The organism is Paraburkholderia hayleyella (assembly GCF_009455685.1).
Taxonomy (GTDB): domain Bacteria; phylum Pseudomonadota; class Gammaproteobacteria; order Burkholderiales; family Burkholderiaceae; genus Paraburkholderia; species Paraburkholderia hayleyella.
Genome location: NZ_QPES01000001.1, coordinates 2,540,168 through 2,554,295 on the forward strand (window position 1 = coordinate 2,540,168; position 14,128 = coordinate 2,554,295).

Annotated in this window: 14 protein-coding genes; 1 reads left to right on the plus strand and 13 read right to left on the minus strand. The window is 60.0% G+C overall.

Annotation, left to right across the window (positions count from 1 at the left end; all coding sequences use genetic code 11):
* Window positions 1-5: 5 nt before the first annotated feature.
* The 11 genes from phoR to GH657_RS11295 all read right to left on the minus strand — a co-directional run bounded on the left by phoR (window position 6) and on the right by GH657_RS11295 (window position 12,112).
* A complete protein-coding gene (gene phoR / locus GH657_RS11245; RefSeq protein WP_153100840.1) occupies window positions 6-1,319 on the minus strand; it encodes a phosphate regulon sensor histidine kinase PhoR in 1,314 nt (437 codons plus the stop codon).
* An 80-nt stretch (window positions 1,320-1,399) separates the two neighbouring features.
* Window positions 1,400-2,104 (minus strand): phosphate regulon transcriptional regulator PhoB, encoded by a 705-nt coding sequence (gene phoB, locus GH657_RS11250; RefSeq protein ID WP_153100841.1) that lies wholly within the window; start codon window positions 2,102-2,104, stop codon window positions 1,400-1,402.
* A 49-nt stretch (window positions 2,105-2,153) separates the two neighbouring features.
* Window positions 2,154-2,858 (minus strand): phosphate signaling complex protein PhoU, encoded by a 705-nt coding sequence (gene phoU, locus GH657_RS11255; protein WP_153100842.1) that lies wholly within the window; start codon window positions 2,856-2,858, stop codon window positions 2,154-2,156.
* A 30-nt stretch (window positions 2,859-2,888) separates the two neighbouring features.
* Window positions 2,889-3,740 carry a phosphate ABC transporter ATP-binding protein PstB gene (gene pstB, locus GH657_RS11260; protein WP_425495756.1) on the minus strand — a complete coding sequence of 284 codons (852 nt, stop codon included), beginning with the start codon at window positions 3,738-3,740 and terminating at the stop codon, window positions 2,889-2,891.
* A gap of 21 nt (window positions 3,741-3,761) precedes the next feature.
* Window positions 3,762-4,646, minus strand: coding sequence for a phosphate ABC transporter permease PstA (gene pstA / locus GH657_RS11265; protein ID WP_153101731.1), 885 nt, complete (start codon window positions 4,644-4,646; stop codon window positions 3,762-3,764).
* Between the two features lie 32 nt (window positions 4,647-4,678).
* Window positions 4,679-5,683, minus strand: a complete 1,005-nt coding sequence (gene pstC / locus GH657_RS11270) for a phosphate ABC transporter permease PstC (protein ID WP_153100843.1) — start codon at window positions 5,681-5,683, stop codon at window positions 4,679-4,681.
* A gap of 78 nt (window positions 5,684-5,761) precedes the next feature.
* Complete coding sequence (pstS, locus tag GH657_RS11275) at window positions 5,762-6,793, minus strand: phosphate ABC transporter substrate-binding protein PstS (RefSeq protein ID WP_153100844.1); 1,032 nt, start codon at window positions 6,791-6,793, stop codon at window positions 5,762-5,764.
* Between the two features lie 156 nt (window positions 6,794-6,949).
* Window positions 6,950-8,308, minus strand: a complete 1,359-nt coding sequence (glmM, locus tag GH657_RS11280) for a phosphoglucosamine mutase (RefSeq protein WP_153100845.1) — start codon at window positions 8,306-8,308, stop codon at window positions 6,950-6,952.
* Window positions 8,309-8,344: 36 nt separating this feature from the next.
* Complete coding sequence (gene folP / locus GH657_RS11285) at window positions 8,345-9,253, minus strand: dihydropteroate synthase (protein ID WP_246174060.1); 909 nt, start codon at window positions 9,251-9,253, stop codon at window positions 8,345-8,347.
* Between the two features lie 90 nt (window positions 9,254-9,343).
* Entirely contained in the window at window positions 9,344-11,233 is a 1,890-nt protein-coding gene (gene ftsH, locus GH657_RS11290; RefSeq protein WP_153100846.1) for an ATP-dependent zinc metalloprotease FtsH, read from the minus strand.
* Between the two features lie 216 nt (window positions 11,234-11,449).
* Window positions 11,450-12,112: an RlmE family RNA methyltransferase gene (locus GH657_RS11295; protein WP_153100847.1), complete on the minus strand. Its 663-nt coding sequence runs from the start codon at window positions 12,110-12,112 to the stop codon at window positions 11,450-11,452.
* 282 nt (window positions 12,113-12,394) lie between these two features.
* Between GH657_RS11295 and GH657_RS11300 the strand changes: the two genes are divergently transcribed.
* Window positions 12,395-12,928, plus strand: coding sequence for a YhbY family RNA-binding protein (locus GH657_RS11300; protein WP_153100848.1), 534 nt, complete (start codon window positions 12,395-12,397; stop codon window positions 12,926-12,928).
* A gap of 133 nt (window positions 12,929-13,061) precedes the next feature.
* Here the strand turns inward: GH657_RS11300 and GH657_RS11305 are convergent, their stop codons facing one another.
* Window positions 13,062-13,601, minus strand: coding sequence for a DUF4149 domain-containing protein (locus GH657_RS11305; RefSeq protein ID WP_246174061.1), 540 nt, complete (start codon window positions 13,599-13,601; stop codon window positions 13,062-13,064).
* Between the two features lie 8 nt (window positions 13,602-13,609).
* Complete coding sequence (gene greA, locus GH657_RS11310; RefSeq protein ID WP_153100849.1) at window positions 13,610-14,086, minus strand: transcription elongation factor GreA; 477 nt, start codon at window positions 14,084-14,086, stop codon at window positions 13,610-13,612.
* Between the last annotated feature and the right edge of the window lie 42 nt (window positions 14,087-14,128).

A 14,128-nucleotide genomic window follows, 5' to 3' on the forward strand; every position in this document is an offset into this window, starting at 1 on the left:
CGCTTTCAAGCCGCGGGTGTCTCACAGCGCACGGTACGCGCCACCGGGAACTGCACGGTGAACGTGCTGCCGCGCCCTTCTTCGCTTTTGATTTCGAGCCGCGCATCATGCCGTTGCAAGACGTGCTTGACGATCGCCAGACCCAGCCCGGTGCCACCGGTATCGCGCGAACGGCTACGGTCCACGCGATAAAAACGCTCGGTGAGCCGCGACATGTCAGCCATCGGAATGCCTAGCCCGCTATCGCTCACGGCGAACGTCGCACAGCCCTTCACCTCGTACCAGCTCACGTCAATCGCTCCGCCCTCGGGTGTGTAGCGAATCGCATTCGTGACGAGGTTGCCCAGGGCGCTCAGAATCTCGCTTTCGGCACCCGTGACACTCAAGCGCTCATCACAGTCGAACGTGATCCGGTGCCGCCCACCGGAGAGATTCTCAGCATCCTCGCGCAGGTGGCGCAACACCGCGTGCATCTCGAGCGCCTGCTCACCTGGCAAGCGGCTATCGCCTTCGAGCTGCGCCAGCACCAGCAGGCCGCTCACGATGTGCTGCATACGCGCAGCCTGCTGCGCCATCAGCGCCAGATAGCGCTGCTGCTCGGCCACGCTAAGCGGCAACTCGCGCATCGTTTCAAGAAACCCGGTGAGCACGGTCAACGGTGTCTTGAGTTCATGCGAAACGTTGGCGACGAAATCGCGCCGCATCGCATCGGTGCGCTCGAGCTCAGTGATGTCATGCGACAGCACCAGCTTGCGCCGCTCGCCATAGGGAATTACCTGCACCGACAGCACGTTGTGGCGCGCCTCGCCCATGCCCGGCATCAAGAGCGCACCGGCGTACTGATGCGCGTTGAGATAGCGCACGAAGTCAGGCTGACGGACCAGATGCGTCATGTACTGGTGCAAGTCGCGCGGCGCATCGAGGCCGAAATGCGCCTGCGAAATCGCATTGCACCACTCGATCCGGTCACGCTCGTCGAGCATCACGACGCCGTTAGGCGATGCCTGAATCGCCTGAATAAATCGCGCATGCTGCTGTTCGACATCACGAATCTGGCCATGCCAGCGCTTGGCGAGCCTGTACAGACGGTAATAAATTTCGCCCCAGGCACCCGAGGCGCTCGGAATCTCGCCATACGCCGGGGTATCGAGCAGGCGCCACAGACGCTGCTGGTGAAACGCCCCCACCAGGCCGTGCGCCAGCAGCAGCAGCACCGCCAGGAGCAATGCCGCTTGCAGCCCAGCTATGGCCGCCACAGCGGCACACAGCACAAGCAGCAGCACGAGGAAAACAAGGAAGCGCGCCCAGATGGAATTCATGACCTTGCGTTGAGAAAAACACGGGAAAACACCACTGTCATCAACCGCCCACTGCCCATGACCCATGGCCCGCCAAACGGTCAGCTAACGCCCATGGCAAGACGATAGCCGCTACCGCGCACGGTTTCGATCATCGCGTCGCACGCTGCGGGCTTGAGCGCCGCGCGCAGCCGCTTGATGTGCACGTCAACGGTCCGCTCTTCGACAAACACATGGTCGCCCCACACCTGATCGAGCAATTGCGTGCGGCTATGCACTCGCTCCGGATGCGTCATGAAAAAATGCAGCAGACGAAATTCGGTTGGCCCCAGCTCCAGCCGGAGCTCGCCTTGCACCGTGTGCGCCGCGACCCGATGCGTGGCGGGATCGAGCCTCAGGCCGTTGATCACCACGGTGTCTTCGGTAAGCTGCGGCGCACGGCGGCGCAGCACCGCCTTGATGCGCGCCATCAGTTCCCTGGGCGAGAACGGCTTGGTGACGTAATCGTCCGCGCCGGTTTCGAGGCCCAGCACCTTGTCGCGCTCATCGCCGCGCGCGGTCAGCATGATGATCGGGATATGTCTGGTGCGCTCGCTCGCACGCAGCTCGCGGGCGAAAGCCACGCCTGAGCACCCCGGCAACATCCAGTCGAGCAGGACCAGATCGGGCAATACGTCGCGGATCAGGCTCTCGGCCTGCTCCGCGTTGTACGCGCGAATCGCGCAATAACCCGCATGCTGGAGATTGACCGCTATCAGCTCGGCAATCGCGGGTTCGTCTTCGACGACGAGAATGCTGCCCGGCATTGGCACCTCTGGTTTTATCTGGTCTGGTTGAGTTTAACGCCGCGGCCCATCAGCCCAGGGCTTCGCGTTCAAGCGCGTCGTGCGGCTGGTGCCGCACGTCGGTGCCCTTGACGATATAGATGATGAATTCAGCGATATTTTTAGCGTGGTCACCGATGCGCTCAATCGCCTTGGCGATAAAGAGAAAATCGAGCCCAACCGAAATCGAGCGCGGGTCTTCTGTCATGTACGAAATCAGCTTGCGCACGAATGCACGGAATTCCTCATCGATGGCACGGTCGTCCTGCACGATCTGCGCCGCTGCCACGGTATCGAGCCGGGCAAAGGCATCGAGGGCGCGCCGCAGGATCGACACCGCCAGCTCACCAGAGAGCTTGATTTCCGCGATGTTGATCGTGCGCGAAGCGCCGTCTTCCATCAGGCGCCGGGTGCGCTTGGCGATTTTTTCGGCTTCGTCGCCAGCGCGTTCGAGGTTGGTGATGGTCTTCGAAATCGCTATCAGCAAACGCAAATCGCGCGCCGCAGGCTGACGGCGCGCGATGATGTTGCTGCATTCTTCGTCGATTTCGATTTCCATTGCATTGAGGCGGACTTCGGCAGCGCTCACCTGATCGGCCATCTCGGCATCGAAATGATTCAGCGCGTACATCGCATTGATGATCTGCGACTCAACGAGCCCGCCCATTTCGAGCACTTTGGATGAAACCAGGTTCAGGTCGGCATCGAACTGGCTGGAAAGATGTTTGTCGGACATGTCGCGCTCCGTGGCCCAGGCAAAAAAATATCAGCCAAAACGGCCGGTGATGTAGTCTTCGGTTGCTTTATGGGCGGGTTTAATAAATATTTTTTCAGTGTCGCCGAACTCGATCAGCTCGCCCAGATACATGTAGGCGGTGTAGTCCGAGCAACGCGCGGCCTGCTGCATGTTGTGCGTGACGATCACCACCGTATAGTCACTTTTCAGCTCCGCAATCAGCTCCTCGATGCGGCCCGTCGAAATCGGATCCAGCGCGGAACACGGCTCATCGAGCAACAGCACTTCCGGGCGCACCGCAATGCCGCGCGCGATGCACAGCCGCTGCTGCTGGCCGCCCGAGAGCCCGTAGCCGCTTTGGCCCAGCTTGTCCTTGACCTCATTCCACAACGCCGCCTTGGTCAAGGCCCATTCAACACGATCGTCCATCTCGGAGCGCGAGAGCTTCTCGAACATTTTCACGCCGAAGGTAATGTTGTCGTAGATCGACATCGGGAACGGCGTCGGCTTCTGAAACACCATGCCCACGCGTGCACGCAGCAGCGAGATATCGCGCCGTGACGTCAGCAGGTTTTCGCCATCCATGAGGATCTCGCCTTCGGCACGCTGCTCGGGATACAGCGCATACATTTTGTTGAAGGTGCGCAGCAGCGTGGATTTACCGCAGCCGGAAGGGCCAATGAAAGCCGTGACCTTGTGCTCGGGAATCCGCAGGTTGATGTTTTTCAGCGCATGAAATTTGCCGTAAAAGAAGTTCAGATCGTTGACTTCGATCTTTGCCGCCTGCACGGCGTGCGCCAGGTGCTGCCCCTGCGTGGCGGTGCGCTCATACGCATGGGCCATCGCGTTGCGGGAAGAGGTGTGAAGAGAAGACCTCGTCATCAGGTTCATCGGTCGGTTTCCTTAGCGTTTTGAGAAGATCGTGCGCGCGAGGATATTCAATCCCAGCACGCCGAGCGTGATCAGGAACACCCCGGCCCACGCGAGCGACTGCCATTGCGCAAATGGACTCAGCGCAAACTTGAAGATGGTCACCGGCAGATTGGCGACCGGCTGGTTCATGTCCCAGGTGAAGAACTGGTTCGACAACGCCGTGAATAACAGCGGTGCGGTCTCACCCGCAATCCGCGCCACGCCCAGCAGCACGCCGGTCACGATGCCCGCCAGCGATGCCTTGAGCGTGATTGTCAGCACCATCCGCCACTTCGGCGTGCCAAGCGCGAATGCGGCTTCGCGCAATGAATGAGGCACCAGCTTAAGCATGTTTTCGGTGGTGCGGATCACGATGGGAATCTGCAGCAGCGCCAGCGCGATCACTCCGGCCCAGCCGCTGAAATGCCCCATCCGGGTCACCACCAGCGCATACACGAACAGCCCGACGATGATCGACGGCGCGGACAGCAGGATGTCGTTGACGAAACGCGTGATGCTGGCCAGCGGGCTTTTCTGGCCATACTCCGCCAGAAACACGCCCGCAAGCACCCCGACCGGCGTACCCGTGAGTGTTGCCAGCCCCACCATCATCAAACTGCCGACGATGGCATTGGCCAGCCCACCGCCATCGGTATTGGGCGGCGGCGTCGATTCGGTGAATAACGCCAGGGACAAGCCCCCCACGCCGAGGCGCAAGGTCGTGAACAAAATCCAGATCAGCCACACGAGGCCAAACACCATCGCCGCCAGCGACAGCGACAGCGCCACGGCATTGGTGATGCGGCGGCGGCGTTGCAAACGCACACGCATCGTTTCAAACGCGGCTCCCGTGCCTGAGGCGGGCATGCCTGTCATCGGCGTCTCCGGCGTCTCCGGCAAGGAACGGCTCATTTCACCCCCTCTTTGCGCTCAAGACGCAAGAGCAACAGCTTCGAGACCGCCAGCACGATGAAGGTGATCACAAAAAGAATCAGGCCCAGCTCCATCAGCGCCGCGGTATGCAAGCCAGGGCTGGCTTCGGCGAATTCATTGGCCAGCGCGGAAGTAATGCTGTTGCCCGGAGAAAACAGCGAGACGTTGTCCAGCAGATTGGTATTGCCGATCACGAAGGTCACCGCCATGGTTTCGCCCAGCGCGCGGCCAAGGCCCAGCATGATGCCGCCGATGACACCGGTGCGCGTAAAGGGCAGGACGATCTTCCACATCACTTCCCAGGTGGTGCAGCCCACGCCATACGCCGACTCTTTCAGCAGCACGGGCGTGACTTCGAACACGTCGCGCATGACCGCGGCGATGTACGGAATGATCATGATGGCCAGAATCACGCCCGCGCACAGGATGCCGATGCCAATCGGTGCGCCGCGAAACAGCGCACCCACATAAGGCATGCCGCCCAGCACCTGGCCCAGCGGCTTTTGAAACCAAAGCGCAAAGATGGGCGCGAACACCAGCAGCCCCCACATGCCATAGACAATCGATGGAATCGCCGCGAGCAGTTCAATGGCGATGCCAAGCGGGCGGCGCAACCAGGCAGGCGCCAGTTCCGTGAGAAAAAGCGCGATACCGAAGCTGACCGGCACCGCGATCACCAGGGCAATCGCCGACGTGACGAGCGTGCCGTAGATCGGCACGAGCGCACCGAACTGCTCAGCGGGCGGGTCCCAATCGGCATTCCACAGAAAATGCCAGCCAAACTGCCTGAGTGACGGCAGCGAGGCATGCACCAGCGACACCAGGATGCCGCCGAGCAGCAGCAAGGTGATGATGGCGCAGCCACGCGCGAGACCGGCGAAAATCAGATCGCCGAAACGGCCCGGCGCTTTTTGCACGGAAGGCCCAGCCGGGCCGGAAACAGCACGCGGTGAAGGCGCAGCAAAACGATCATCGGACATGGGAACCCACTGCTGAAAACAACCGCGCGCCAACATGGCCTGCCGGCGCGGACATGACGAACGTCACGTGAGAGCCATTTATTCGACAAGCGCCTTGCCTGCCGCATCCTTGATCTTCGCTTTCCATTGCGTGCGAATTTCGGCTACGACGGATTCCGGCAGCGTGATGTAGTCGAGATCGCTGGCCGCCTGTGCGCCATGCTGAAACGCCCAGTCAAAGAACTTCAGTGTCTCGGTGCCTTGTGCCGCCTTGTCCTGGGTCGTGTGCAGCAGCACGAAAGTGGCACCCACGATAGGCCAGGCGTTCTTGCCGGGTTCGTTGGTCAGGATCTGGTAGAACGACTTCGACCAGTCGGCCCCGGCCGCTGCGGCTTTGAACGTTTCGGTTTTCGGCTCAACCCGGGTGCCTGCGGCGTTCTTCAGCCCGACATAAGCCAAGCGGTTTTGCTTCGCATAGGCCCATTCGACGTAGCCAATCGCACCCGGCAAGCGCTGCACGAATGCCGCGACGCCATCGTTGCCCTTGCCTCCCGTTCCTGTCGGCCAGTTCACCGTCGAACCTTCACCCACCTTCGCTTTCCATTCGGGATTCACCTTGGACAGATAGTGGGTCCAGATAAAGCTCGTGCCCGACCCATCGGCCCGGCGCACGACGGCGATAGCGCTTTCAGGCAGCTTGACTTTGGGATTAAGCGCGACGATGGCGGGATCATTCCATTGGGTGATCTTGCCCAGATAGATATTGCCGAGTACTTCACCGGAAAGCGTCAGCTCGCCAGGCTTGACGCCTGGCACGTTGATCACGGGCACCACGCCGCCAACCACGGTCGGAAACTGGAACAGGCCTTCCTTAGTGAGCGCATCGTCCTTGAGCGGCGCGTCCGAACCGGCGAAATCGACGGTCTTCGCCGTGATCTGCTTGACCCCGCCCGAGGAGCCGATCCCCTGGTAGTTGACCTTGCCACCGCCGGATTTCTGGTAGGCATCGGCCCATTTCGTGTAGATCGGGGCAGCGAAAGTGCTGCCCGCACCGGTGATATCGGCAGCCTGCGCGGCCAGCGCGAAGCCCAGGCTAGCAAGACCCACGAACGCGGTGTACATCAGTTTCATAAAACCTCCAGAAGGGATGAGCGGATCACACAACACCACGCAGCTTAAGGACGTTTTATGACAAAACCGTGACGAATGATGAAATGGATATGACAGTCATCGGACTGTCATATCCGGCCACCCAGCACGGGGGGCCGAAGCGGCCGCCCCGCACGCTCAGGCGCTGGCGCTGCGCACCACGGCGGCAATGGCTTCGGCGTGGTATTGCGCATCGGCGCGCTGCGGCGCTTCGACCATCACGCGCAACAGCGGCTCGGTGCCCGAGGCGCGCAGCAACACCCGGCCGTGCCCGGCAAGCGCCTCCTGGGCGGCGCCAAGCGCCTGCTGGAGCGCGGCGTTACCTTTCCAGTCCATGTCCGGCTTGATCCGGACGTTAACCAGTACTTGCGGAAAGAGGGCCACGCCCTCAAGCAACTGCGCCAGCGTCCGGCCACTGCGCTTGAGCGCCGCGAGCACCAGCAGCGACGAGACAATGCCATCTCCCGTCGAATGACGGTCGAGCGACAAAATATGCCCCGAGCCTTCCGCGCCCAACTGCCAACCGTGCTCACGCAATTGCTCAAGCACATAACGGTCGCCCACCGCCGCGCGCACGAACGGCACACCCGCCTGTTTCAGCGCCACTTCGATAGCCATGTTGGTCATCAGCGTGCCGACCGCACCGGGCACTTTGCCATCCGTGCTCATCCGGTCTTTGACCAGCACATATAACAGTTCATCACCGTTATAGAGCCGCCCCGCCGCATCGACGATTTGCAGCCGGTCCGCATCGCCATCGAGCGCGATACCGAGATCCGCGTGATTGGCGCGAACCGCGCGCACTAGCGCATCGGGCGCGGTGGCACCCACACCATCGTTGATATTGAAACCATTAGGCGCAACGCCGATGGGAATCACGTCTGCACCCAGTTCATGAAACACGTGCGGTGCGACGTCGTAGGCTGCGCCGTGCGCGCAATCCACGACGAGCGTCATGCCACGCAGATCGAACGCAGCCGGAAATGTGCTTTTGCAAAACTCGATGTAGCGGCCTGCGGCATCGTCGAGGCGGCGCGCCTTGCCAAGCTGCTCCGAGGCCGCGCAGGCGAGAGGTTCGTTGAGCTGGGCCTCGATCTGGGCTTCGACTTCATCCGGTAGCTTGTTGCCATCGGCGGAGAAAAACTTGATGCCGTTGTCGTAATACGGATTGTGCGAGGCGCTAATGACCACGCCCGCCGCCAGGCGCAGCGCACGGGTCAGATAGGCGATGCCGGGTGTCGGCATCGGCCCGGCTAGCATCACATCCACGCCTGCAGCCGAAAACCCGGCCTCCAGTGCTGCTTCGAGCATGTAACCCGAAACCCGTGTGTCCTTGCCGATCAGCACCGTGGGGCGTTGCGCCGAGCCCGCCCAATGATCCGCGCCGGCGAGCACCTTGCCCGCAGCATAGCCAAGACGCAACACGAAATCAGGTGTGATCGGCGCATCGCCCACCTTGCCGCGAATCCCATCCGTACCAAAATAGCGACGTCCCATCGTTGAAATTTCCCCCTTGTTGCTGTGCTTGCAGGATTAGATATGCGATGCGGCCGCGCGCATCGCGCTCCAGACTTTGAGTGCATCGACCGTCTGCGCCACGTCATGGACACGTACGATGGCCGCGCCACGCTCCGCTGCACAAACGGCGGCAGCGAGGCTGGCCGCGAGCCGCTCCGAGGCCGCACGGCCCGTCACGGCACCGAGCATCGACTTGCGCGACATGCCGGCCAAAAGTGGAAACGGCTGGACATCATGCGGTGCCGTTTCGGGCAAATGGGCCAGCAAGGCATAGTTGTGTTCGATCACGCTCTTGCCAAAACCAAAGCCCGGATCGACGCAAAGACGCGCCTTCGCTACACCGGCTTGAAGCAGCGCCTCGATGCGCGCCTCCAGAAAATCACGCACCTCGGTTACGACATCCTGATAGAACGGCTCGCCCTGAGGTTCATCGCGCTGCATGGTTTGCGGCTCACCGCGCATGTGCATGATGCAAAGGCCGCAAGCGCTGTCGCGCACCGCCTCGATCGCGCGAGGCAAGCGAAACCCCCAGATGTCATTGATCATGTCGGCTCCAGCGGCCAGCGCGGCGCGCATCACCTCCGGCTTGCAGGTATCGACCGACAGCGGCACAGGCGCCTCGCGCAACCGTTCGAGCAGCGGAATCACCCGCGCCAACTCAGCATCGAGCGGTACAGGCGGCGCACCGGGACGCGACGATTCGCCCCCAATGTCAATGATGTCCACGCCATCGCGCAACATCTGCTCCGCCTGACGCAGCGCATCGGCTTCAGTGACAAACTTGCCACCATCCGAAAACGAGTCAGGCGTGACATTCAGAATACCCATCACCAACGGCCGCTCGAATGTCAGCGTGAACCGGCCGCATTGCAGTGGACGGGCAACAGGATGGGACGTACGGGAAAGCAGATCAGGGTTGGACACGGGATGCCACTTCAGAACGACAACGACTGTAAAAATGCAAAACGGGCCGGTGTGAATTCACACCGGCCCGTATCTTGAACCGCTCAACGATCAGGCAGGTGCAGCCGCATTGCCTGGCTTGACTTCCGTGCCCGTACTGCCACCGGGCGCCGCACCACCGGCAGGCGGCGGCGCATTTTTAGGCGAACGTGGCGGACGGCCTGCCATGATGTCGTTGATCTGGTCGGCATCGATGGTCTCCCACTCCATCAGCGCTGCAGTCATCGCCTCGACCTTGTCGCGGTTTTCATCGAGCAGGCGTTTGGCAAGGTTGTACTGCTCATCGAGCACCCGGCGGATTTCAGCATCGACTTTTTGCTGGGTCGCTTCGGAGATCGTCCGCGTGAACCCGCGGCCAAACGGCGTCGCATCGTTTTCGTCATCGACATAAACCATGGGCCCCAAGGCATCCGTCATGCCGAAGCGCGCCACCATCGCCCGTGCCGTCGCTGTCGCCTTGTTGAAATCGTCCGATGCGCCCGTGCTAATCAGGTTAAGAAACAGCTCTTCAGCCACTCGCCCGCCAAACAGGATAGCGAGACGGTCCAGCAGATAATCTTTCGAATAAGTCTCGTTATCGTGTTCCGGCAACTGCCAGGTCACACCCAGCGCGCGGCCACGGGGAATAATCGTGACCTTGTGCACGGGATCGGCCTTGGGCAAAAGCTTGGCGATCACCGCATGGCCCGACTCATGGTAAGCCGTTGCACGCTTGGACTCTTCACGAATAACCGCGGATTTGCGCTCCGGACCCATGAAAATCTTGTCCTTGGCATCTTCGAAATCGACCATTTCGACAATCCGCTTGCCCCGCCGTGCGGCAAAAAGTGCCGCTTCGTTGACGAGATTGGCCAGATCCGCACCTGAAAAACCCGGTGTGCCGCGCGCGATGACCGCAGCATCCACGTCATTTGAAATGGGCACCTTGCGCAAATGCACCTTCATGATGTGCTCGCGGCCACGAATGTCGGGCAGGCCCACATAAACCTGACGGTCAAAACGGCCCGGGCGCAGCAAGGCCTTGTCGAGCACGTCCGAGCGGTTAGTGGCCGCAATCACGATCACACCGGAATTGGCTTCGAAACCATCCATCTCGACGAGCATCTGGTTGAGCGTCTGCTCACGTTCGTCGTTGCCACCGCCCATGCCCGCGCCACGATGGCGGCCAACGGCGTCGATTTCGTCGATAAACACGATGCAGGGCGCATGCTTCTTGGCCTGCTCGAACATGTCACGCACGCGGGCGGCGCCCACGCCAACGAACATTTCAACGAAATCCGAACCGGAAATGCTGAAGAACGGTACTTTTGCCTCACCGGCAATGGCTCGGGCCAGCAAGGTCTTGCCGGTTCCGGGCGGGCCAACCAGCAGCACACCACGCGGGATGCGGCCACCGAGCTTCTGGAATTTTTGCGGATCGCGCAGGAAATCGACCAGTTCGGAGACTTCTTCCTTCGCTTCGTCGCAGCCGGCGACATCGGTGAAATTGATGGCGTTATTGTTTTCATCCAGCAAACGCGCCCGCGACTTGCCAAACGAGAAGGCCCCGCCTTTGCCGCCCCCTTGCATCTGCCGCATCATGTAAAACCAGAACACGATGATCAGAAGAGTCGGGCCGAGATAAGTCAGCGCTGACACCAGCATGCTCGGTTCTTCGTCTGCCTTGCCGCTCACCTGGACGTTATATTTCAGCAGGTCGCCCACCATCCAGATATCGCCCGGCGACACGATCTGATATTTTTGCCCGTCTGCCGGCGTCACGGTCAGATTGCGGCCCTGGACCACGACGTCCTTGACCTTGCCATTTTTGGCGTCGTCCATGAACTGGGAATACGAGACACTTTCCTGGACTCGCGGCTTGTCGAACTGCCTGAACACAGTAAACAGCACCAGTGCGATAACCAGCCACACTGCCGCCTTCGAAAACATATTGTTGTTCAAAGCACCACTCCTTCACTCATAGAACGGGCGCCTACATTTTCCTTGCGGCGAACCCTCAGGCATTCTAATCCAGTCTGCAGACCCCTGCCATAACCATTCACTAACGCGCAAATAGCCTGGCAAACCAGGATCACGCGTGTTTTCTGGTGCGGCAAGTCATGCAGGACGGCGTATATTCCAGCTTTAATTCCCGCTTTATTCCCGTTTAACAGTGGTTTAGCGGGGATGCTTCAAATGTTTGCCCAAAATAAACGTTTCTGCCGATTTATCGCGCGATGCCTTGGGTTTGCGCGCGGCCACGGTGCGAAACTGTTGCTTGAATTTTTCAACGATCTGGCTATAGCCGCTGCCATGAAAACATTTGACCAGCAATGCTCCGTCAGGCTTTAAATGATTTTGTGAAAATTCCAGCGCAAGATCGCAAACATGCTCAATCCGGGCCGCATCCGCGAGCGCAACGCCTGACAGATTGGGCGCCATGTCTGAAATTACAAGATCAACCTGACGTTCGCCGACGATTTCTTCAAGCTGTGCCAGCACGCTATCCTCACGGAAATCGCCCTGAATAAAATGCACATCCGCAATCGGTTCCATCGGCAGCAAATCAAGGGCAATAATCGTGCCATCAATTCCGCCTTCGCGTTCAGCGCCGCGCCGTGTGCTCGCGGCCAGTTTGTTGCGGACGTACTGGCTCCAGCTGCCTGGCGTCGCACCGAGATCGACGATGAGCTGGCCAGGCCGAACCAGTTTGTCCTGCTCGTCGATTTCCTTGAGTTTGTAAGCCGCTCGGGCACGATAGCCCTCGCGTTGCGCCAGTTTTACGTAGGGATCGTTGATATGATCGTGGAGCCACGAATGGTTGAAACGGTTTTTTGCCATTAAGCGATGAACTCTTGTACGTAACGTCGTGCTTTTAGCGGATAATACGCGTTTATATCGCGCGGCGGCTGGCCTGCCTTGATACCTTGCAGATGTCTTGCTGAAATAGCATCTACAAGCATCTACATGCGTACCGTATGTGTTACGCCGTGTTCTGTTCTTTTGAACCGTAACAGGCCTGCAACCGCGATCCTTCTGTCGTTCTTAACGCGCTTTCCCTGTCTGGCCATGATTTTAGCCGGACACCGGGTGCCGCCATTTTAGTCGAGCCTTTCACTTTCCATGCCAGTTCTTAAAGTATCTTCCGACCAGCGCGCCGAATTGCGCTCCCAGGCACATGCGCTCAAACCGGTTGTGCTAATCGGCGCCGAAGGTCTGACTGACGCCGTACTGGCGGAAATCCGCGTGCACCTTAATGTCCATCAACTGATCAAGATCCGCGTGTTTGGCGACGAACGTGAAGCGCGCGTCGCCATCTATGAGCAAATCTGCGACCAGTTGAACGCCGCGCCCATTCAGCACATTGGCAAGCTGCTGGTGATCTGGAAACCCGAGGCAGCGCCAACGGCTCCCGTCAAGGTCAAACGCGGCGCGCTTCCCAGTGCGCGCGAAGCTGCGCAGGACACCAAGACCGACAGCAAAGGGCGTGCGCCACGCGTAGTGAAAGTCGTCAAACCTACCGAAAACCCCATGCATAAACCTCGCGCCAAAAAAGTGCTGGTTCGGGGCAATGAACGCGTCACCGCGGGTGGCAACATCAAACGGGCGAAAAAACGCCAGGTAAGCGCCAAACGCCAGCATCAATCATCAAAGTAAGGGTCGCGGCTCCCGCCAGGGCGGCTCGATCGGCGCCTGGACCAGCGCCAGGCACAAGCGGCCATGATGCACAACTGATGCAATTGCCGGTTACCGGTTACCCATTACCCGTTACATACCGTGGCGCGACGGGTTAACCGGCATTCTCCTCCGCCATGGCTGCATCATCAGGTAGGGAACGTGGTCCCACCGGCAGCATCCATACCAGTGCGAGCCCCAGCAGGCTTTCAAGCAGATAAAAGACGCTCGACACGCCATGAAGCATGCCAAAACGGCTGGCATAAGCGGAATGACCCACGTCAGTGCCCTCGCTCAGCGCGGCAAGCCGCAACGCGTTCATAAACGGTTGCAGCCCGAAGTATCCCACCAGCACGCACAGCAGCATTCCGGCGACCAGCCAGCGCAGCTTGCGATAGCCCTGCCAGCCACGGCGGACCAGCATGTTGGCCAGCCCAAGCAGCAACACGCCACAAACCACACCCGTGAAAGCTTCGAGGCGGAACAACTGCGCCGCCATCATGCCCGCCGTCATCCGGTCGAGCGACGTAAACAGCACTGGCGCCACCGCATAACCCAATGTGAGCAGGCTGCCGACCCAAACCACCGTTAGCAGGCAGAAAATGCGCTGCGGCGCACCGGACATCATCGGACAACACTTTGTACCGCGCTTCATCAAGCACCTCACACGTAACGCACCGAGATGATTTCGTATTCGCGCACCCCGCCTGGCGCCTGCACCGAGGCCACATCGCCTTCGGACTTGCCGATCAGGGCCCGCGCAATAGGCGAGCTAATCGAAATCAGACCATGTTCGAGGTCGGCCTCATCGTCACCGACGATCTGATAAGTCACCGAGACCCCCGAATCAAGATCCTCCAGCGCAATCGTCGCGCCAAACACCACGCGGCCATCCGCATCCACCAGCGCGGGATCAATCACTTGCGCGCCAGCCAGCATCGATTCGATTTCCGCAATCCGGCCCTCGATAAAGCTCTGCTTTTCCTTGGCCGCATCGTATTCGGCGTTTTCCGATAAATCGCCCTGTGCCCGCGCCTCAGCAATGGCATTAATCACGGCCGGGCGTTCAACCGATTTCATGCGCTGCAACTCTTCGCGCAATTTCTCTGCGCCGCGCTTCGTCAATGGAATAGTGCTCATAACAGTTCTTGTGGCAAAAATGGCCATAAAAAATCACCGCGG

Bases quoted from the DNA above. Each gene is read 5' to 3' on its own strand.
- phoR (WP_153100840.1), bottom strand. From the start codon at position 1,319: ATGAATTCCATCTGGGCGCGCTTCCTTGTTTTCCTCGTGCTGCTGCTT.
- phoB (WP_153100841.1), bottom strand. From the start codon at position 2,104: ATGCCGGGCAGCATTCTCGTCGTCGAAGACGAACCCGCGATTGCCGAG.
- phoU (WP_153100842.1), bottom strand. From the start codon at position 2,858: ATGTCCGACAAACATCTTTCCAGCCAGTTCGATGCCGACCTGAACCTG.
- pstB (WP_425495756.1), bottom strand. From the start codon at position 3,740: ATGACGAGGTCTTCTCTTCACACCTCTTCCCGCAACGCGATGGCCCAT.
- pstA (WP_153101731.1), bottom strand. From the start codon at position 4,646: ATGACAGGCATGCCCGCCTCAGGCACGGGAGCCGCGTTTGAAACGATG.
- pstC (WP_153100843.1), bottom strand. From the start codon at position 5,683: ATGTCCGATGATCGTTTTGCTGCGCCTTCACCGCGTGCTGTTTCCGGC.
- pstS (WP_153100844.1), bottom strand. From the start codon at position 6,793: ATGAAACTGATGTACACCGCGTTCGTGGGTCTTGCTAGCCTGGGCTTC.
- glmM (WP_153100845.1), bottom strand. From the start codon at position 8,308: ATGGGACGTCGCTATTTTGGTACGGATGGGATTCGCGGCAAGGTGGGC.
- GH657_RS11295 (WP_153100847.1), bottom strand. From the start codon at position 12,112: ATGGCAAAAAACCGTTTCAACCATTCGTGGCTCCACGATCATATCAAC.
- GH657_RS11300 (WP_153100848.1), top strand. From the start codon at position 12,395: ATGCCAGTTCTTAAAGTATCTTCCGACCAGCGCGCCGAATTGCGCTCC.
- GH657_RS11305 (WP_246174061.1), bottom strand. From the start codon at position 13,601: ATGAAGCGCGGTACAAAGTGTTGTCCGATGATGTCCGGTGCGCCGCAG.
- greA (WP_153100849.1), bottom strand. From the start codon at position 14,086: ATGAGCACTATTCCATTGACGAAGCGCGGCGCAGAGAAATTGCGCGAA.